The 19,552-nt window shown below is 30.5% G+C and carries 17 protein-coding genes and 1 pseudogene; 10 read left to right on the top strand and 8 right to left on the bottom strand.

Annotated elements, in window-relative coordinates; translation table 11 throughout:
* Nucleotide 1 precedes the first annotated feature (1 nt).
* Nucleotides 2-856 carry an ABC transporter permease gene (locus ACIJYE_RS01505; RefSeq protein ID WP_435090725.1) on the top strand — a complete coding sequence of 285 codons (855 nt, stop codon included), beginning with the start codon at nucleotides 2-4 and terminating at the stop codon, nucleotides 854-856.
* Here the strand turns inward: ACIJYE_RS01505 and ACIJYE_RS01510 are convergent, their stop codons facing one another.
* Complete coding sequence (locus ACIJYE_RS01510) at nucleotides 857-1,981, bottom strand: thiolase family protein (protein WP_435090727.1); 1,125 nt, start codon at nucleotides 1,979-1,981, stop codon at nucleotides 857-859.
* 90 nt (nucleotides 1,982-2,071) lie between these two features.
* On the opposite strand from ACIJYE_RS01510, the gene ACIJYE_RS01515 reads away from it, so the two are divergent.
* Nucleotides 2,072-4,294: a 3-hydroxyacyl-CoA dehydrogenase NAD-binding domain-containing protein gene (locus ACIJYE_RS01515; RefSeq protein WP_435090728.1), complete on the top strand. Its 2,223-nt coding sequence runs from the start codon at nucleotides 2,072-2,074 to the stop codon at nucleotides 4,292-4,294.
* Here the strand turns inward: ACIJYE_RS01515 and ACIJYE_RS01520 are convergent, their stop codons facing one another.
* The 3 genes from ACIJYE_RS01520 to ACIJYE_RS01530 are packed head-to-tail and all read right to left on the bottom strand — an operon-like array spanning nucleotide 4,295 to nucleotide 6,186.
* The gene (locus tag ACIJYE_RS01520; RefSeq protein ID WP_435090729.1) at nucleotides 4,295-4,762 is read right to left on the bottom strand and encodes a thioesterase family protein; all 468 of its coding nucleotides are present in this window, start codon (nucleotides 4,760-4,762) and stop codon (nucleotides 4,295-4,297) included.
* 54 nt (nucleotides 4,763-4,816) lie between these two features.
* The gene (locus tag ACIJYE_RS01525) at nucleotides 4,817-5,461 is read right to left on the bottom strand and encodes a peptidylprolyl isomerase (RefSeq protein WP_435090731.1); all 645 of its coding nucleotides are present in this window, start codon (nucleotides 5,459-5,461) and stop codon (nucleotides 4,817-4,819) included.
* A 2-nt stretch (nucleotides 5,462-5,463) separates the two neighbouring features.
* On the bottom strand, nucleotides 5,464-6,186 hold the full coding sequence (locus ACIJYE_RS01530; RefSeq protein WP_435090735.1) for a putative zinc-binding metallopeptidase: 723 nt from the start codon (nucleotides 6,184-6,186) through the stop codon (nucleotides 5,464-5,466).
* A gap of 56 nt (nucleotides 6,187-6,242) precedes the next feature.
* Here ACIJYE_RS01530 and speB point away from each other — a divergent pair.
* The 3 genes and pseudogenes from speB to ACIJYE_RS01545 all read left to right on the top strand — a co-directional run bounded on the left by speB (nucleotide 6,243) and on the right by ACIJYE_RS01545 (nucleotide 10,314).
* A pseudogene (gene speB / locus ACIJYE_RS01535) lies at nucleotides 6,243-7,201 on the top strand (agmatinase).
* Nucleotides 7,202-7,221: 20 nt separating this feature from the next.
* Nucleotides 7,222-8,658: an aldehyde dehydrogenase family protein gene (locus ACIJYE_RS01540; protein WP_435090736.1), complete on the top strand. Its 1,437-nt coding sequence runs from the start codon at nucleotides 7,222-7,224 to the stop codon at nucleotides 8,656-8,658.
* A 207-nt stretch (nucleotides 8,659-8,865) separates the two neighbouring features.
* Entirely contained in the window at nucleotides 8,866-10,314 is a 1,449-nt protein-coding gene (locus ACIJYE_RS01545; RefSeq protein WP_435090737.1) for an NCS1 family nucleobase:cation symporter-1, read from the top strand.
* Between the two features lie 42 nt (nucleotides 10,315-10,356).
* Here the strand turns inward: ACIJYE_RS01545 and ACIJYE_RS01550 are convergent, their stop codons facing one another.
* The 4 genes from ACIJYE_RS01550 to argE are packed head-to-tail and all read right to left on the bottom strand — an operon-like array spanning nucleotide 10,357 to nucleotide 13,972.
* Nucleotides 10,357-10,851, bottom strand: a complete 495-nt coding sequence (locus ACIJYE_RS01550; protein WP_435090738.1) for an ureidoglycolate lyase — start codon at nucleotides 10,849-10,851, stop codon at nucleotides 10,357-10,359.
* Entirely contained in the window at nucleotides 10,851-11,840 is a 990-nt protein-coding gene (gene alc, locus ACIJYE_RS01555; RefSeq protein ID WP_435090739.1) for an allantoicase, read from the bottom strand. Before alc ends, ACIJYE_RS01550 begins: the two co-directional genes overlap by 1 nt.
* A complete protein-coding gene (gene puuE / locus ACIJYE_RS01560) occupies nucleotides 11,840-12,742 on the bottom strand; it encodes an allantoinase PuuE (RefSeq protein WP_435090741.1) in 903 nt (300 codons plus the stop codon). Before puuE ends, alc begins: the two co-directional genes overlap by 1 nt.
* Nucleotides 12,743-12,781: 39 nt before the next feature.
* A complete protein-coding gene (gene argE, locus ACIJYE_RS01565; RefSeq protein ID WP_435090742.1) occupies nucleotides 12,782-13,972 on the bottom strand; it encodes an acetylornithine deacetylase in 1,191 nt (396 codons plus the stop codon).
* Nucleotides 13,973-13,999: 27 nt separating this feature from the next.
* Here argE and ACIJYE_RS01570 point away from each other — a divergent pair, with 27 nt between their 5' ends.
* From ACIJYE_RS01570 to ACIJYE_RS01590, 5 genes are read left to right on the top strand one after another with little or no spacing between them, the layout of a single operon-like run.
* Complete coding sequence (locus ACIJYE_RS01570) at nucleotides 14,000-14,341, top strand: tRNA-binding protein (RefSeq protein WP_435090743.1); 342 nt, start codon at nucleotides 14,000-14,002, stop codon at nucleotides 14,339-14,341.
* 2 nt (nucleotides 14,342-14,343) lie between these two features.
* The gene (locus ACIJYE_RS01575) at nucleotides 14,344-14,934 is read left to right on the top strand and encodes a LysE family translocator (RefSeq protein WP_435090744.1); all 591 of its coding nucleotides are present in this window, start codon (nucleotides 14,344-14,346) and stop codon (nucleotides 14,932-14,934) included.
* An 8-nt stretch (nucleotides 14,935-14,942) separates the two neighbouring features.
* Nucleotides 14,943-17,612: an aconitate hydratase AcnA gene (gene acnA, locus ACIJYE_RS01580; RefSeq protein ID WP_435090745.1), complete on the top strand. Its 2,670-nt coding sequence runs from the start codon at nucleotides 14,943-14,945 to the stop codon at nucleotides 17,610-17,612.
* Nucleotides 17,613-17,614: 2 nt separating this feature from the next.
* Nucleotides 17,615-18,259, top strand: coding sequence for a hypothetical protein (locus ACIJYE_RS01585; RefSeq protein ID WP_435090746.1), 645 nt, complete (start codon nucleotides 17,615-17,617; stop codon nucleotides 18,257-18,259).
* Complete coding sequence (locus tag ACIJYE_RS01590) at nucleotides 18,252-19,550, top strand: PQQ-binding-like beta-propeller repeat protein (protein WP_435090747.1); 1,299 nt, start codon at nucleotides 18,252-18,254, stop codon at nucleotides 19,548-19,550. The genes ACIJYE_RS01585 and ACIJYE_RS01590 overlap by 8 nt, the downstream gene beginning before the upstream one ends.
* Nucleotides 19,551-19,552 lie beyond the last annotated feature (2 nt).

Genomic DNA, 19,552 nt, shown 5'->3' on the forward strand with positions numbered 1-19,552 from the left:
TATGGCACTACCAAATCATACACAGTTGAATTACAGAATTTGGCACTACACATACCTGTTCTTTTGTGGTTTAGTTTTTTTCTTTTTAATAGCTCCCTTGTTTGTAATATTGCCACTTTCATTTAATGCTGAGCAATACATTCACTTTTCTGCAAAAATGTTAGCATTAGATCCAGAAGGGTTTTCTCTAAGATGGTACGAAGATATGATTTATGGGACTAAAAACCCATGGGGACTTGCTACTAAAAATAGTTTAATCATTGCTTTCTTTGCAACAATAGGATCAACCATTCTTGGAACTGTTGCTGCATTGGGTTTAAGCAGTAGGTATATGCCATATAAAGCTGCTTTCATGGCTTTACTAATTTCACCCATGATTGTGCCATTAATTATTTCAGGTACAGCAATATTTTTCTTCATGGCAAAAGTTGGCTTAGCCGCAACTCACACAGGCATTGTATTATCACATATAATTTTAGGAACTCCATTTGTTGTAATTACTGTTACTGCAACATTAACTGGTTTTGATCACAGTGTAACACGTGCTGCAGCTAGCTTAGGAAGTAATCCAGTAAACACATTTATGAAAATTACATTACCATTAATTATGCCGGGTGTTATTTCAGGAGCTTTATTTGCTTTTGTTACTTCATTTGATGAAGTTGTAGTTGTATTATTTTTGGCTGGATTAGAGAATACTACTATTCCAATTCAAATGTGGGTAGGATTAAGAGAGCAATTAAGCCCAACTATTATGGCAGTTGCAACATGTTTGATTATTATGTCTACTCTAATCTTAGTAAGCGCAGAACTTTTAAGAAGAAGATCAGAGAGACTAAGAGGAATTAATAGATAATTAATCTATAGACTCAACAATAGTAGCAATACCCATCCCATAACCAATACATTGAGTAGCTAAAGCATATTTTTTATTTTCTCTAACCAATAATTCTGCAGCTTTACCAGTAATTCTTGCTCCAGTTGCCCCAAGAGGATGTCCTAAAGATATAGCGCCACCATCAAGGTTAACTTTATTGATATCAATTTCTAAATCTTTGATGCAGGCCAAAGATTGTGAGGCGAAAGCTTCATTTAGCTCAACAATATCTATATCTTTAATTGATAAGCCTGCTCTTTTTAGAGCTTTTTGTGAAGCTCCAATAGGTCCAAGCCCCATATAGTCTGGATCACATCCTTCAACAGCAGTCGATACAATTCTACCTAAAATTTCTAAATTATTATCTTTAGCATATTGTTCTTCACAGACCAAAGTTGTAGCCGCACCATCTGTTAACGGTGATGAGGTTGCAGCAGTAACAGTTCCATTTTTATCAAAAATAACTTTTAATCCATCTAATGTTTCCTGATTTGATTTAGGGCGGATACCTCCATCTAAAGAACATTTATTTATAATTGTGATTTCTTTTTGAAACTTTCCTTTTGATTGAGCTTCGTAAGCTTTCTGATGACTTGAAATAGCAAACTCTTGTTGAGATCTTCTATTAATAGAATATCTTTTTGCTACATTTTCTGCAGTAGTGCCCATTGTAAAATAAAGATGAGGGTTTTCGGTACTTGATTTAGGATAAGGTAAAGGATCAAAACCAGTTGTTACTCTGCTCATACTTTCAACACCACCACATATAAAGGCTTTACCTGCACCCATTGAGATTTTGCCAGCTGCTATGTGAATAGCTTCCATTGAAGAACCACACCATCTATTTACAGTTGTTCCAGCTGTTTTTACATTCAAGTCACTTAAAAAAGTAACAATTTTACCAATATTAAAACCCTGTTCACCTTCTGGGAAAGCGCAACCAATAATTACATCTTCTATGTCGTCTTTATTAATTTTTGATTTTATAATAAGATTTTTTATTACTTCTGAAATTAATTCATCAGGTTTGACATCAGTCAGCTCACCTTTTTTAGCGATTGTAAATGGGGATCTAGAATAACTTGCTATAACTGATTTAAACATTTTCAATCAATATATATATTTATTTTATAATTAATAGAGAGATTATAATACCAATTGTCTTTAATTTAATTTCTTATAAAGTTTTGATTTATGAAAATCAAAAAAGTAGTAGTGATAGGGTCAGGTACAATGGGAAGTGGGATTGCAGCTCATTTATGCAATGCGAATGTACCTGTTACATTGTTAGATCTTACAACAGAAATATCTGAAAAAGCGAGAGATAGAATATTCAAGTCAAAACCCCCGCTGCTGATAGATAAATCACAAATTGAAAATATTAAAGTAGGTAATATTAATGATAATTTTGATGTTGTTAAAGAAGCCGACTGGGTAGTTGAAGCTGTAGTTGAGAGAATTGATATTAAGCACAATATTTATGAAAAAATATTTAAAGATAGAAAAGCAGGAGCGATTGTTTCATCGAACACATCATCTATTCCTATTAAAGTTTTATCTGAAAAATTAACAACAGAAGAAAAGAAAGATTTTTGCATCACTCATTTTTTTAATCCAGTCCGATACATGGGGTTGCTAGAGATTGTTAAAAATGAAAATAATGATTTAACTAAAATAAACTCTCTAAAGAAGTTTTGTGAAGTGGAGCTTGGAAAAGGAGCGATTGTTTGTAATGATACTCCAGGATTTCTAGGGAATAGGATAGGTGTTTTTGCAATGCAAATTGCAATGACCGAAGCTTTTAAAATGAAATTGAGTATTGAAGAGGCAGATGCAATTTTTGGAAGACCGATGGGTATTCCAAAAACAGGCGTCTTTGGTCTTTATGATTTAATTGGTATTGATTTAATGGCCGATGTTTTAAAAAGTTTTATAAAAGAATTATCAAAAAATGATCCATTTCAAGAAGTTGCTAAAGAAATCCCTTTAGTTAAAAAATTAATTGAAACAGGTTATACAGGTCGAAAAGGTAAAGGTGGTTTTTACCGAATGAATAAAACTGGCGCAACTAAGGTTATGGAAGCAATTAATCTTGAAACAGGCGAGTATTTAAAAAGTCAGAAAATTAATATTGGATCTGAAAAGGTTGATTTAAAATCTTTAATTTCAAGAGATGATAAATTTGGTGAATACGCTTGGTCAGTCATTTCAAAAATTATAAAATATTCATCATCTTTAGTGCCTGGTATTACTAAAGATTTTAATGACATAGATGAAGCGATGAGATTAGGCTTTAACTGGACTAAAGGTCCATTTGAAATGTTAGAAGAAATTGGTGTTGAAAATTTTTTTAATAAAATTGACAACTTTAAAGGAAATAAATTTTTAGAAAATTTATCCAAAAGTAAAAATCAAGATTTTTATGGTTCAAGACAAAAGTATACTGAGATTGAAACTTTAGGAAAAGTTAAAAAGAAAGCAATCAGTATTGATAGAAATAATTCAGCTCAAGTTTATCGTTTTAATGATTATAATATTGTTGAATTTACCACCAAAGCTAACGCACTTGATTATGATTCAATGGACGCCCTTAAAAAAGCAACTGATAAGCCTTTAATTATTATCAATGAGAGTATGCAATTTTCTGCTGGTGTAAATTTGACTTACACAATGGATTTTGCAGATAAAGGTGACTTTAAATCAATTGAAAAATTCATTAAATATTTTCAAGAAACATGTAAACATCTTAAATATTCAGATCATCCAGTAATCTCAGCACCTTCAGGCTTAACTCTTGGTGGAGGATTTGAAGTAATGGTTCAAAGTAATTTTGTAGCTTCACACACAAATATAGTTGTTGGTTTAGTTGAAACTATTGTTGGATTAATTCCAGCAGGAGGGGGATGTAAAGAAATGTTAGCTAGATGGCTTGATACAAATGAGGCTAAAAATGATCCTAATTACGCACCTCTTAAAGTATTCGATATTATTGGGTATGGTAAAACTGCAACCTCACCAATTGAAGCTGAGCCAATGAAATATTTAAAACCTGAAGACAAAAAAATTATGAATAGAAATAGTTTGCTTGAGGTTTCAAAAGAAATTTTAAATAACAATAAAGACTTTAAAGCTCCATTAGAGACAAAATTTAATCTTCCAGGAAAAACAGTTCTTCCTGAAATGAATAAGATTTTAGATAAATTATATAATGATAAAGTAATTCTAGATCATGGTTTAAAGGTAGCACAAGAACTAGCCTATGTATTAAGTGGTGGAGACACATCAATTGACAAAACTTTAACTGAAGATGACTTATATAAACTGGAATTAGATGCTTTTATGAGACTAATTGAGACTAAGGAAACTCAAGATAGAATTAAACACACACTTGCAACTGGTAAACCTTTAGTAAATTAATTATTTTTTTAATTTACCTGTAATCACTAAATTATTACTTTCAAATTTCTCTTTATTCGTTGTTATAAATTTATCCATAATATCTATTTTTTCTTGCTCAAATTCAGCAACTTTTCGTTTCTTTAGATCAATATATAAAGATAACATTTCAAGTGTAGCAGATAATTTTTTTGAAGATTTTTCAATCATCTCCATTTTAAAGTGTAATCTTTTTTTATCATGATCAAAAAAGGTTAGATTGATTTCAACCTCATCACCTAATTTAACTTCATTATTATAAGTAGTATGCGTTTCAACAACCATAGTACTCATCTTTGTTGAATTAGCTGAGTTTTCCCCCATTTGAAATTTTTTCAAAATGATCTCCCAAACATCATCAAAAACTAAAACATAGTAAGCCATGTTCATGTGGTTATTGTAATCTATCCACTCTTTCTTAATTGTTTGGTCTGATATATGAACTGACATCTTAAAAATATATCATAAATTTATTATTAAATTAATAACAAGTGGATAATTATTTTATTTAAACATTCTTACAGTATTAATAAAATCTGGTCTTAATATGTATTCTGATCGATGAGAGTACTTAATTTTTTCTAATACATGAATTCCATAGATTACTTTTCCTATGGGAGTGTATTCACCTTCAAATAATGGTTCGTCATCTAGTATTATAAAAAATTGACTATCCTCTGTATTATATTTAAGTGATCTTGCTAGACCAACACTGCCCTTATCAAAATTAAATTCAGCATCTATTTCTGATTTAATATTACCAAGACCAGATTTACCTGTCCCAATTTTTCCATAATCTATTTGATCTTTTTTACCAAACTGAATATCTCCAGCTTGAACCAGCTTATCTTTGATCACTCTATGAAAAGCTACATTGTCATATGATTTTGAATTAATTAATTTTTTAAATCTTTCAACACCGTTTGGAGATATTTCAGGATAAAGTTCAATAATAACATTTCCACACTCAGCATTAAGCACAACAATATTTTCTGGTTTTGAATAATTAATTTTTTGTGGATCAAAATTTTTTACAAACAAACATTTATTTTTAATTATTACTGCAAAACTTAAAGCAAAAACTCCCAATAGTATTAGAAATATTAAAATTATCTTTTCATGTAGTGAGGCTTTAACTTTTTTAATCATGTTTAAAATTCAAAAGTACTATCAATTTTTCTTAATTTATCTTTTATAAATTTGATTTTTTTATTCAGAATTTTATCATCTGAATTTTTATAATTTCTCATTATTAAGTGAGAATATACTTCTGCCATATCTTCAGATGGAATTGTCATAGAGTATTCAGTAAAAAAACCATCAGTTTTTTTATAGGTTTCAAGCCCCAATTTTTTTGAACAGGTAGAGCATTCTGCATATTTAAAACTTGGCTCATTAAATTTTTTCCATTCATCCTCATCAAATAAATCCTTAAACCCTTCGTTTATAATATGAAATAGTTCGTGATGAATTACTCTTTCAAAATATTTTTCATTAAATTTTAGATCAATAATTAATGTTTTCATTACATGATCTGGAATTCCGGCTGTATTTATTCCTGAAATAGAAAGGTTTTCACACATGACAATGTATTTAAGATTAATCTTTTTCAAAAATTCTTTTGAATATCGATTTAAATTTTTAGATATTATTTGATATTTTTTATCGTAAGTCTTTTGATCCGAATTATTGCATACAATATTCTTCTGAACTCCCAGTCTAAATGGTTTTGTTGCATAGAAATATTTAAGTTTATTGGGTGTTTTTAATTCATAGATTTCTAAATTTGGTATTTTAATGAGATTATAAATAGAATTAGAGTTTGCAGATGTTATTAAAAAAAATGATATTAAAACCAGCTTAAAAATCCTCATATACATAATTTAGATGATATTCGATTTAAAAAGAATGTGGTACATTTTGTTTATAAATGAAAAAAGAACGAAATAAAAACCCTGTTCAACCTGTTAGTGGAACAAAAGTTCCAAGATTTGCAGGTCCATCAACATTTGCAAGATTGCCAGAATTAAGAGACGTTGAAAGTTGTGATGTTGCAATTGTCGGAGTACCATTTGATGCTGGCACAAGTTATAGACCAGGTGCAAGATTTGGCCCACAAAGTATTCGACAAGCCTCAAGACATTTAAGAACCAACTATCACCCTAGTTATGATGTGGAACCTTTTAAAGTTCAACAAGTAGCAGATGCAGGTGACATTACTTGCAACCCTTTTAGTATCGATGAAGCCATAAAACAAATTGAAGCGGGTGCCACAGATTTATTAAATAAAGTAGGGGGTATAATTAGTTTAGGGGGCGATCATACAATAGCAGTACCACTTCTTAGAGCGATTAATAAAAAATGTAATGGACCGGTTGCATTAGTTCATTTTGATGCACATCTTGATACTTGGGATACTTATTTTGGAGCACCCTATACACACGGAACTCCGTTTAGAAGAGCTAGAGAAGAAGGTTTGTTTTTAGATGATGCTTCAATGCATGTTGGTATTAGAGGCCCACTTTATAGTAGAGATGACATTAAAAACGATGAAAGTTTTGGATTTAAGATAATTCACTGCGATGAATTTCAAACAGAGGGTACGGATAAAATTGCTGAAAGAATAAAAAAAGAGTAGGTGATAACCCCTTATATTTATCAATCGATATTGATGTTCTTGATCCAGCTTTTGCGCCTGGAACAGGGACACCAGAAATAGCTGGAATGACTACAAGAGAAATGGTTAATGTTCTAAGAGGATTATCTGGATTAAATTTAGTTTCTGCTGATGTAGTCGAAGTTTCACCCGCATACGACCATGCAGAAGTAACCTCACTTGCGGCTGCAACAATTGTTTACGAATTAACAAATTTATTTGCAAAATCATAAAGAAAGGATAGTTTCTCAAAATGTTAGGTAAAAAAAATTTTTATATAAATGGTGAATGGGTTTCTCCAAGAAAACCTAGTGACTTAAAAGTAATTGATCCTTCAACAGAAGAAGAATGTGCAGTTATATCTTTAGGTGGAGTTGATGATGTAAATGATGCAGTAAATGCAGCAACAAAAGCTTTCGAGACTTGGGCATTTTCTTCAAAAGAAGAAAGATTAGAATATTTAGAAGCCCTTTACGTTGTGTATAAAAAAAGATGGGCTGAAATGGCTCAAGCAATAACTCTTGAAATGGGAGCACCAATTGATTTTTCAAATCAATTACAAGCTGGAACTGGAGCAAGTCACATAAAATCTTATATAAAAGTTTTAAAAGAATATACATTTGAAGCAAAATTAGGTGAACATGCTCTTAATAATAATATTTTACATGAGCCAAAAGGAGTTTGTGCATTAATAACTCCTTGGAACTGGCCAATGAATCAAACTTGTCTAAAAGTGATTCCAGCGATTGCAGCAGGATGCACAATGGTACTTAAACCATCTGAGATAGCTCCTTTATCTTCAATGATATTGGCTGAAATGATTGATGAAATAAAATTACCAAAAGGTGTTTTTAATTTAGTCAATGGAGATGGAGCGGTTACAGGAAACGCTTTAACAAGTCACCCAGATATAAATATGATATCATTCACTGGCTCAACTAGAGCTGGAGCTTTAATTTCTCAGAATGCAGCTAAAGATTTTAAAAGAGTAAGTTTAGAACTTGGAGGAAAAGGAGCAAACATTATTTTTAAAGATGCTGATGCTGAAGCGGTTGAAAGAGGAGCGCTAAGATGTTTTAGAAATACAGGACAATCTTGTAATGCTCCAACAAGAATGTTGGTTGAAAAATCAATGTATGATGAGGCAGTTGAAAGAGTTAAAAATTTTGCTAATTCCATGAAAGTTGATGTTGCAGCAAAAGAGGGTGATCATATAGGTCCAGTTGTTTCAAAAACTCAATTTGATAAAATTCAATCATTAATTCAAGTTGGAATTGATGAAGGTGCAAAATTAGTTGCTGGTGGAACTGGTAAACCAGATGGTTTAGATAAAGGATACTTTGTTAAACCAACAGCTTTTGCAGATGTAAATAATCAAATGCAAATTGCAAGAACAGAAATTTTTGGGCCAGTGTTATCGATTATACCGTTCGAGACAGAAGAAGAAGCAATCGCGATTGCAAATGATACACCTTATGGACTTTTAAATTTTATTCAAACTCAAGATCAAGAAAAAGCAAACCGAGTTGCAAGAAAACTTAGATCTGGAATGGTTGATATCAATGGTGCTGGGTTAGCACCTGATGCACCTTTTGGTGGTTACAAACATTCAGGAATTGGTCGTGAAGCAGGAAAATTAGGGCTTGAAGAATATCTTGAAGTTAAAGCAGTAAGTGGTTGGAACGATTAGTTTGTAACTATTATAAATCATTCAATTAGTGATCATATTAGGTTTTATGTTTTTAAATGGACTAGGTATTTAGCTATTTATTACAGCTACTCTTGATTGAACTAATTTTTTGTTTACTCTAATATTAAAATCCATAATGTTGCGCAGAGGAAAGAGTATAATTTTTAAAATAACTCTAACCTGTAACAAAAAAAAAGGGAGAAAAATATGAGTAGATCGTCAAAACTCTACAACTCAGATTTAGCTCCAACTCCAGCAAATAAAAAAAACTGGGGATGGTTCGAAATCTTTAACGTGTGGGCTAATGATGTTCAAAGTTTATTTGGTTATACTTTGGCAGCATCTTTATTCTTAGCGTCAGGACTAAATGGTTGGGCTGTATTTGCTGCATTAATTCTTGCAGGATTTTTTATAATGTGGCTTGTAAATTTATCAGGTAAACCAAGTGTAAAACATGGAATTCCATATCCAGTATTCGCTCGTGTCAGTATGGGTGTATTTGGAGCAAACTTTCCAGCAATGGCTAGAGGCCTTGTTGCAATGTTTTGGTATGGAGCACAAACTTATGCAGCTTCAACTGCTGTAGCACTTTTGATTACTGGAATTACAGGCATGGAAGGTGAAGTTATGTTTCTTGGTATGACAGGTGTAATGTGGGTTTCATTTATATTTGTATCAGCATTCCAAGTTTACTTATTTTGGCAAGGTGTAGATCTTGTTAAAAGATTCTTAAACTTTGCTGGTCCTGCTGTTTATGCAGTCATGATACTTTTAATGCTAGTTATTTGGGCTAAAGCTGGTGGAGGGTTATTTTCTGAAGTTGGAACTATATTCTCTGGCGGTGAAAGATCTGGTGGTTTCGAAGGTTTGGGATCATTTGGAGCTTTCTTAGCAGTATTTTCAATTATGGTTGGATATTTTGCTGCCGTAGTAATCAATTTTGGTGACTTTGCTAGATTTGTTAAAAATGAAGACGAAATGAAAAAAGGTAACCTATGGGGATTAGTAGGAAACGTAATTTTATTCTCTTTCATTACTTTAATGATTACTGGTGGAACAATTGCGATTTTTGGTGAGTATGTTTCAAGTCCAACAGAAATGGTTGCGAAAGTTGACAACTTAGGTTTAACAATTATTGCCGCATTTGCTTTCTTTGCTGCAACAGTTGGAATTAACATGGTTGCAAACTTTATACCTCCTGCGTATGACTTAGCAAACTTAATGCCTAGTAAAATCAATTTTAAAACTGGTGGACTAATAACTGCTGGTTTTGGTTTTGTAATTGGTGGAATGTGGGTTGCTGTTATTACTCAAATGGGTTTATTTCCATTTGTTAATACTTTAGGTGCAATTCTTGCTCCAGTATTTGGTATTATGATTACTGATTACTACATAATTAAAAAAGAAAAATTAGATGTTGATGCATTATTTGATGCTGGCCCAAAAGCTAAGTATCATTATAGTGGTGGTTTCAATCATAAAGCAATCTTAGCTTGGGTTCTTTCAGGATATATTGCAGTAGGAACTGTTTGGCCAAACATCTTAGTTTTAGGTTTAGGTGACTTCTTCGCTAACTTAGGTGGCGGTGGAGGTTATGCTTGGATAATTGGAGCATCATTAGGTGCTGTAGTTCACTTAGCAATATCTAAAAGATAGAAAAAAATTTAGTTAAAGCCCGCTACAGAAATGTGGTGGGCTTTAGTATTCTAAAACTATTTCTTCTTTATCAAAATTTTTAATAACAAGGTTGTCACCAGATCCTTTTCTATCAACAACCAAGAAATTCATATCTTCAGTAGAGATTAAAGGAAAATGCCATACATCTGCATTGTAATTAACACCTATGCCAGGCGGAACAATGAATGACTCAACTTTATTTAAATCAGGTTTGTCACCTGCAGGTGCAACAAACGCTAAAAAGGTAGTTGGCTTCATTGGAATAAATGCTTGGCTACCTAAAGGATGTTTTTCCATCATATCTATTTTCATAGGAAAAGTTCTTTTAAGAGCTGAAAAAATACAAATAGTTGTCTCTCCATTATCCTTAGAGGTATTAAGATTAGCTATACCATCAAATCTTTTTGCAAAGCCTTCATTTATTTCTATTGGAATGATACCATCTGTTGTAATCATATCTCCAAACTTAGAAAAATTTTCTTTAGTTATTTCTTTTGGGGTAATTGTAATATTCATTATTTAGCTTTACCAAAAATTCTAAATCTAGAAATACCTCCATCAGGGAAAATATTAATCTTAATGAAATTAATTTTATCATTCTTCATTAATCTATTTTTAAACATATGTGTTTTGTTAGCTTTTAAAGAAGTTTTTTTCATCAATGTTTTCCACTTATTAGAGTTTTTAACAATTGAAGATGAAGATTTTTTAGTCGGTATATAAGCTGCCTGTAAAGAGCAATGGCTTGGAAAGTTTCCTTTAAAATGATGGGTTGATATCTCAATTTTATCAATTTTTTCACCATCAATAGAATTTAATATTAACCAATCAAATCCTTTATCTCTTCTTCTTCTAGTTTCCCAGCCATCTCCCATATTTTTTGCTTTTCCTGGTGCTAAAATATTTTCTGCCTTACCAAAATGTTCATTATTACAAGCAATAACTGATGCGCCATCTAAAAGAGATGCAAGGTTAATAGTTTTATTTGTAAAATTATTATTTCCTTTAGATATACTTCCATAAAGTCTTAGTCTTGCGACACCTCCATCTGGAAATATATTTAATTTAATATGTGTAAAAACTGATTTGGAAGAAGTTTTAAAAATATGTGGACTATTTGCTTTAGTTTTTTTTTTACTTACCAAAGTTTTCCACTTAAAATTTTTGGTATTATTTGATTTTGAATTACAGGCATCGATAGAAATCATTGAAGGTTGATTTCCATTAAAATGAGATGTGTCAACATTCACTTTTGAAATTGATCCAGGTTTACCTAATTTAATAATTAAATAATCATGTCCAGGTGTTCTTTTTCTTCTCGACTCCCAACCATCCATCCATTTACCATTTTTATCAAACAATCCGTCCTTAAATACAGGTGTAGAGGGGTCAATAATTCTGTCAGCAGATGCAAAAAAATCATCTGTTCTAAATATTACTTTTGAGCCCAATCTTGGTTGAGCTAAATCAATTAGACCATTTGTAAATATAATTTTTTTTGACATTATTTAGAATAGTTCTTAATCCAATGTTTGGCTATATCAACCCTTTTACATATCCATACATTTTTATGTTTTTTTATATAGTCTAGAAATTTTTTTAAAGCTTGTATTCTCCCTGGTTTACCAATTATTCTGCAGTGCAAGCCTACAGACATCATTTTTGGGTGGGTTTTACCTTCTTCATACAAAGCGTCAAAGCTATCTTTAAGATAAGAATAAAAATGATCACCCGTATTAAATCCCTGGTTAGTTGCAAATCTCATATCATTATTATCAAGTGTGTATGGAATAATTAGTTGTTTTTTTTTATTTCTTACCTCCCAATAAGGTAAATCATCACTATATGAGTCGCTGTCATATAAAAAACCACCATCTTCAAAAACTAAATCTCTTGTATTTGGACTGCATCTTCCTGTGTACCAACCTAGCGGTCTCTCACCAAATATTTTTTGATGAGTTTTTATTGCCATCTTCATATGTTTCTTTTCCTCAGATTTTTTAATGTTTTGATAGTCAATCCATCTCCATCCATGAGAAGCAACTTCATAATCTGAACTTATTAATGCTTTGCATATTTGAGGGTTTTTAGCTAAAGCCATTCCCACACCAAAAATAGTTACTGGAATTTTTTTTTGTTTAAATATTTTATGTAATCTCCAAAACCCTCTTCGAGAACCATATTCATAAAGAGATTCCATATTAATATGCCTTCCCTTGATCGGTTGTGCACCAATAATTTCAGATAAAAAAACTTCCGAATTTTTATCACCATTTAATATACAATTTTCAGCACCTTCTTCGTAGTTCAAAACTATCTGAACTGCTATCCTTGCATTATTAGGCCATTTTATTTTTTTATCTTTGGAGCCGTACCCAATCATATCTCGAAGATCTTTTTTAGACATACAAAAATTATAATTTACTTTATGTTGGTTAACAATTTATTAATTTGGAACAGATTCTGCTTTGATACCATCAAGCAATTTTAAACATTTTTTAAGCTCATCCAAGACAATGAACTCATCAATTTTATGAGCTTGATCAATTGATCCTGGTCCACAGACTACCGTACTAATTCCGATTTCTTGAAATAAACCTGCCTCAGTTCCAAATGAAACAACTTGTCTAGAATTATCTCCTGTTAAACTCGAAATTAATTCACAAGCTTCTGATTTATTTACTCTATCAAAACCAACTATTTCACCAATAATATCTTTTTCAATTGAAGCATTAGAGAAAACTTTTTTCATTTCAGGTAATAAGACCTCATTTGCATATTCATCAATTTCTTGATTTAAAAATATACCATCTTCTTTAACAACTGGTCTTGTTTCCCAATTAACATGACACTTGTCTGCTATTACATTGTGAGCGATACCACCAAACACACCACCAATAGAAAGAGTAGATTGCGGTGGATCAAAAATAGAGTTTTTTGAAGCTCTATTTTTAAGTTTTTCTCTTAGTTCAATTAATTTATTTATATATCTTGACGCATATTCAACAGCACTTACCCCTTTATGGGGTGCTGAACTATGTCCCGCCAAACCTTTAAAATAAGTTGTATATTCGTAGCATCCCTTATGAGCATCAATAATTTTCATATTTGTTGGTTCACCAATAATGCAAATTCCGTTTTTTATATCTCTTTTTTTTAACTCTTCTATTAATATAGGCGCACCTTGACACGCAGTTTCTTCATCGAAAGTAAATGAAAAATGAATATCTCTATCTAAATTTGATTTAGAATAAATAGGTGCATAAGCCAAAGCACATGCAATAAATCCTTTCATATCACACGAACCTCTTCCGTATAATTTATCTCCTTTAATAGTTGCTGTAAAAGGATCTGAGCTCCAACCCTTTGAAACTGGAACCACATCAGTATGGCCTGACAAAATTATTGGTTTTTTATTGTTTGAACTCTTAGCTTTGAGTGTTGCAAATAGATTGACTCTTTTTTTTTCATCATCATAAGTTCTAAAAGAAGTTGCACCTAGTCTTTTTAGAATATCATCACAGTAGTCAATTAATGAACTGTTATCTTCTCCAGAAATAGTTTTAAAACCTATTAAGTCTGTTAAAATTTTGACAGACTGATCAAACAAAAAATCTGTATTTTTTTCTGTACTCATATTTTAATTTTATTATATATTAATTATATGAAAGAACAAATTACCTTTGATATTTTTGACAAAGTGGACATTCGTGTTGGTACAGTAATCTCAGTTAAAAAAAACGAAAAAGCAAGAAAACCATCTTTAGTAGTTGAAGTTGATTTTGGACAAGTAATAGGAGTTAAGCAATCCTCAGCTCAAATAACACATTATTATAATGAAGAAAATCTTAAGGGAAAACAAGTAATAGGAGTATGTAATTTTGCTGAAAAAAATATTGCAGGTGTTGTATCTCAAGTTCTTATTTTAGGTTCTATAGATAAAGAAGGTAAAGTAATTTTAGTTCATCCATCACAAAATTCAGAGAATGGTTTACCTATAGCATAACAATGCATCCAGAAATTTTGTCACTTTCATTATTTATGTTTGTTACTAGTTGTTCTCCAGGGCCTAATAATGTTGTTGCCTCACATTCGGGGTTTAATCATGGATTAAAAAAATCTATTCCTTTAATGCTTGGTGTTATTTTTGGTTTTACAACAATGTTAGCAATAGTGAATTTTGGACTAATTAATGTTTTTAATATTTATCCAATTATTCAAAAAGTTTTAATTGGTACTGGGACTATTTTTTTAATTTATTTAGCTTATAAAATTTCATTTTCAAAATCTTCTGATAAAAAAGATAATCTGGAACCTGTTAGTTTTATTGAAACTTTTTTATATCAATTTTTAAACCCCAAGGGCTTAATTGTTGCTGTCATCGCTGTCTCGACTTACACAGAATCAGGTATTAATTTTATGAGTTATTCATTATGGATGTTGGGGGTTGCTTTTTTATTTGCGATTATAAGTATAATATTTTGGACTATTTTAGGAAAATTTATGAGGAAATTCGCGACAAATGAGAAATTTATTAAATGGTTTAATTATGTTATGTCAACGCTCCTAATAAGTTGTATTGCAACTTTTTATTACTAATAAAATTTATGAAACCAGGAACAAAAAACTCATATAATTCACTATCCGGTTTATCTATTAATGATAAAAATTATAAGTATTATTCACTTAAAAAAGCTGAGGAAAATGGTCTTGAAGGTATTTCAAAATTACCAAAATCTTTAAAAGTTCTTTTAGAAAATTTATTAAGATATGAAGACGACTTAACTGTTAATAAAAATCAAATTAATTCAATTAAAGAATGGTTAAAGTTCAAAAAATCAAGCACTGAAATAGCTTACAGGCCTGCTAGAGTTTTACTTCAAGATTACACTGGTATCCCAGCTGTTGCAGACCTTGCAGCAATGAGAGAAGCCATAAAAGACAAAAATAAAGATCCAAATACTATTAATCCATTATCAGCTGTAGATCTTGTAATCGATCATTCTGTTCAAGTAGATCAATCAGCAAAACCAGATTCATTTGAAAATAATGTTGATATTGAATTTGAAAGAAATGGAGAAAGATACTCATTTTTAAAATGGGGACAACAAGCATTTAATAATTTTAGAATAGTTCCACCAGGTACTGGAATTTGTCATCAAGTAAATTTAGAGTATTTATCAAAAGTAGTTTGGTCAGAGGATTTTCAGGCAGATAAATATTTATTTCCAGATACTTTAGTTGGTACTGATAGTCATACTACAATGGTCAATGGATTGTCTGTATTAGGTTGGGGTGTTGGAGGGATTGAAGCAGAGGCTGGAATGTTAGGTCAACCAATTTCAATGTTAATTCCTGAAGTAATAGGTTTTGAAGTTAAAAATAAAATGCCTGAAGGAACAACAGCAACCGACTTAGTTTTAACAGTAGTCAAAATGCTAAGAGACAAAGGTGTGGTTGGAAAATTTGTTGAATTTTATGGTCAAGGATTAAAAAATTTAACTCTTGCTGATAGGGCAACTATTGCAAACATGGCCCCAGAGTATGGTGCTACTTGTGGATTTTTTCCAATCGACGACGAAACTTTAAATTATTTAAAATTTTCTGGCAGAGATCAGCATACAGTTGATGTTGTTGAACAATATGCAAAAGAACAAGGTTTATGGGCAAGTGATGAAATAGAATTTACAGATACTATTTCTCTAGATATGTCCACAGTGGTTCCAACTATTTCTGGACCTAAAAGACCACAGGATAAAGTTTTATTAACAGATGCGCCCACTTCATTTAAAAAAGTTTTAGAGGATGCAACTAATAAAAAAGATCATTCTGTCTCTAAGGTTTCTGATGCTGATTATGAAATAAGAGATGGTTCAATTTTAATTGCAGCAATAACTTCTTGTACCAATACATCAAATCCAAATGTTTTAATTGGAGCTGGTTTACTTGCAAAAAAAGCTGTTGAATTAGGATTGGAAGTAAAACCTTGGGTCAAAACTTCTTTGGCACCAGGCTCTCAGGTAGTGACTGATTATTTAAAAAAAGCAGGGTTAAATACTTATTTAGATAAACTAGGTTTTCATTTAGTGGGCTACGGTTGTACAACTTGTATTGGGAATTCAGGTCCATTACCTGAAAACATAGTGGATGCAATCCAAAAAGAAAATATTTATGCAGTCTCAGTTTTATCAGGAAATAGAAATTTTGAAGGTAGAATATCACCTCATATTAAAGCTAATTACTTAGCATCACCACCACTTGTTGTTGCTTATGCAATTGCTGGTCATATGGAAGTTGATTTATACAAAGAAGCACTTGGTAAAGATAAAAGTGGAAATGATGTTTATTTAAAAGATATATGGCCATCAAATAAAGAAATTGAAGATACTTTAAAACAATCTTTGAATGCTGAGATGTTCATTCAAAGGTATTCAAATGTTTCGGAAGGACCTAGCCAATGGCAAAAAATTAAAACAGAAGAGAGTAGTATTTATAATTGGGATGAGGGGTCAACTTATGTAAAAAAACCTCCTTTCTTTGACAATTTACCAGATGAGCCAGAAGGATTTAAAGAAATTAAAGAGGCAAGACCTTTGTTAATTTTAGGAGACATGGTTACTACGGACCACATTTCACCTGCGGGAAATATTCAAAAAGAAAGCCCAACTGGAGAATATTTTATGGAACATCAAATTCTTCCAAAAGATTATAATTCTTATGGTTCAAGAAGAGGAAATCACGAAGTAATGATGAGAGGAACTTTTGCAAATATTAGAATTAGAAATGAAATGGCACCAGGTACCGAAGGTGGTTTTACAAAAATATATCCAGAAGAAAAAGTATTACCTGTTTACGACGCAGTGGTTGAGTATAAAAAAAGAGGAACTGATTTAATTGTAATAGGTGGCAAAGAATATGGAACAGGCTCCTCAAGAGATTGGGCAGCAAAGGGAACAAAATTATTAGGAGTAAAAGTAGTAATTGCTGAAAGTTTTGAGCGTATCCATAGATCAAATTTAATTGGAATGGGAATTTTGCCTTTACAATTTACTAACAATATAAATAGAAAAAACATAAATCTAATTGGTTCAGAATTAATAAATATCCTTGATATTGAAAAAGGTATAAATCCATCTGATGAAGTAACTGTGGAAATTAAATATGCTTCAGGGGATATAAAAAAAATAAAAACTTTATGCAGAATAGATACCAAAAATGAATTAGAATACTATAAAAATGGAGGTATACTCCAATACGTATTAAGGAATATGATTTAACTATGGATGAAGAAATTTCAATTATAAATAGCAACACTAGAAATGAAAAAGTAAGAAACTTTTTTATTAACAATAAAAGTAAAATTATCTCGATAGCAGTAGTTTTAATTATTATTTTAATAAGTGCTTATAGTTTTGATAGTTATAAAAATAATAAAAAAAAAGAAATATCAAATAAATTTAATTCCACAACATTATCTTACTCAGAAAATACAAAAAACATAACAGTTGAAAAATTAGTGGAAATTATAAATGAAAAAGATCCAACATATTCGCCACTATCTTTATATTTTATTATTGATAATAAATTAGTTTCTAATCAAGATGAGATTAATAATTATTTTGATATTCTAATTAATGAGACCACACTAGATAATGAGATAAAGAACTTAATCATATATAAAAAAGCGCTATTTAATGCTGATCAAGCTCAAGAAGGTGATCTATTAAATATTGTAAATTCATTGATTAATTCGGAGAGTGTTTGGAAATCTCATGCACTATATCTAATGGCAGAATATTTTTACTCAAAAGATCAAAGGCAAAAATCAAAAGAATTCTTCAATCAAATAATCAGTTTAGAAAACTCAAATTCAGATATAAGGTTACAAGCTGAGAAAAGATTGAATAGAGACTTGAGTGAATAGATTTATCATTTTAATAATATCGTTAGTTATTTTAAGCCATTGTTCTCTCAATGAAAATTCACGTCTTTGGCAAGACAAAGAAAAAAACGTAGAAAATAAAAAGAATATCATAAAAGTATTTTCAGAAGAAAAGAAAATTACCACTGAGTTCAATCAACAAATAAAGTTAGATTTAAAATCAATTGAAAGTAATAATAAAATTACAAGTAATAAAAATAATTATGGATCTCAAGATTACAACGGTTTAGTAAGCAAAATAGGTAACTATAAATTTTCAAAATTAGATGATATCAATCAACTCGATCTTAAGCCAGTTTTTTTAGACGATGGTTTAATATTTTTTGACAAAAAAGGTTCAATTATTAGATATAATAATTCACAAAAGGTTTTGTGGAAAAAAAATTATTATTCAAAATCTGAAAAAAAATTAAAACCAAAATTAAATTTTGCATTAGAAGGTGAGAATTTGTTAGTCACAGATAATATAGCAAAGTATTATTCAGTAAATATTAATTCAAGTGAATTAAATTGGTCAAAAAATAATAGTTATCCGTTTAATTCTGAAATAAAGAAAAATAAAAATAAAATATTTGTGGTTGATTATAAAAACACTTTAAGATGTTATGATATTGATAATGGGTCTGAATGTTGGAATTTACAAACTGAAGATTCTTTTACAATATCAAATTCTAAATTGTCATTAATAATAGTTGATGAAATGGTTATTTTTAGCAATTCTATAGGTGATATAACTGCTGTTGATATTGCTACTGGATTAATAACTTGGCAACTACCCACTCAAAGTAGCAACATTATAAATGAGACTTATAATTTTAAAGTTTCAAAACTAGTTTCCGATGGTAAATCAATTTTCTTTTCTAATAATAAGAATGAATTTTATTCAGTAGATGTTAAAACAGGCACTACAAATTGGATTAATAAGATTAATTCAAATTTAACTCCTATTACGACTGGAAATTTAATTTTTACAGTTTCGAATGATGGCTACTTACATGTGATTGAAAAAAATAAAGGTAACATTGTCCGAATAACAGATTTATATAAAAATTATAAAATTAAAAAGAGAAAAGATATAAAACCAGTAGGCTTTGCTATAGGAGATTTAAAGATATATTTAACAAACTCAGATGGAAAGATGATAATTGCAGATTTAAGTTTGGGTGACGTGATTAATACAGAAAAAATAGCTGGAAATTTTATCTCAAGACCATTTATATTTAATCAAAATTTATTTGTAATAAGGAACGGATCTATTATTCAATATAACTAGAT

The sequence above is a fragment of the Candidatus Pelagibacter bacterium nBUS_30 genome, from assembly GCF_051201245.1.
In the GTDB taxonomy this organism is placed as follows: Bacteria; Pseudomonadota; Alphaproteobacteria; order Pelagibacterales; family Pelagibacteraceae; genus Pelagibacter.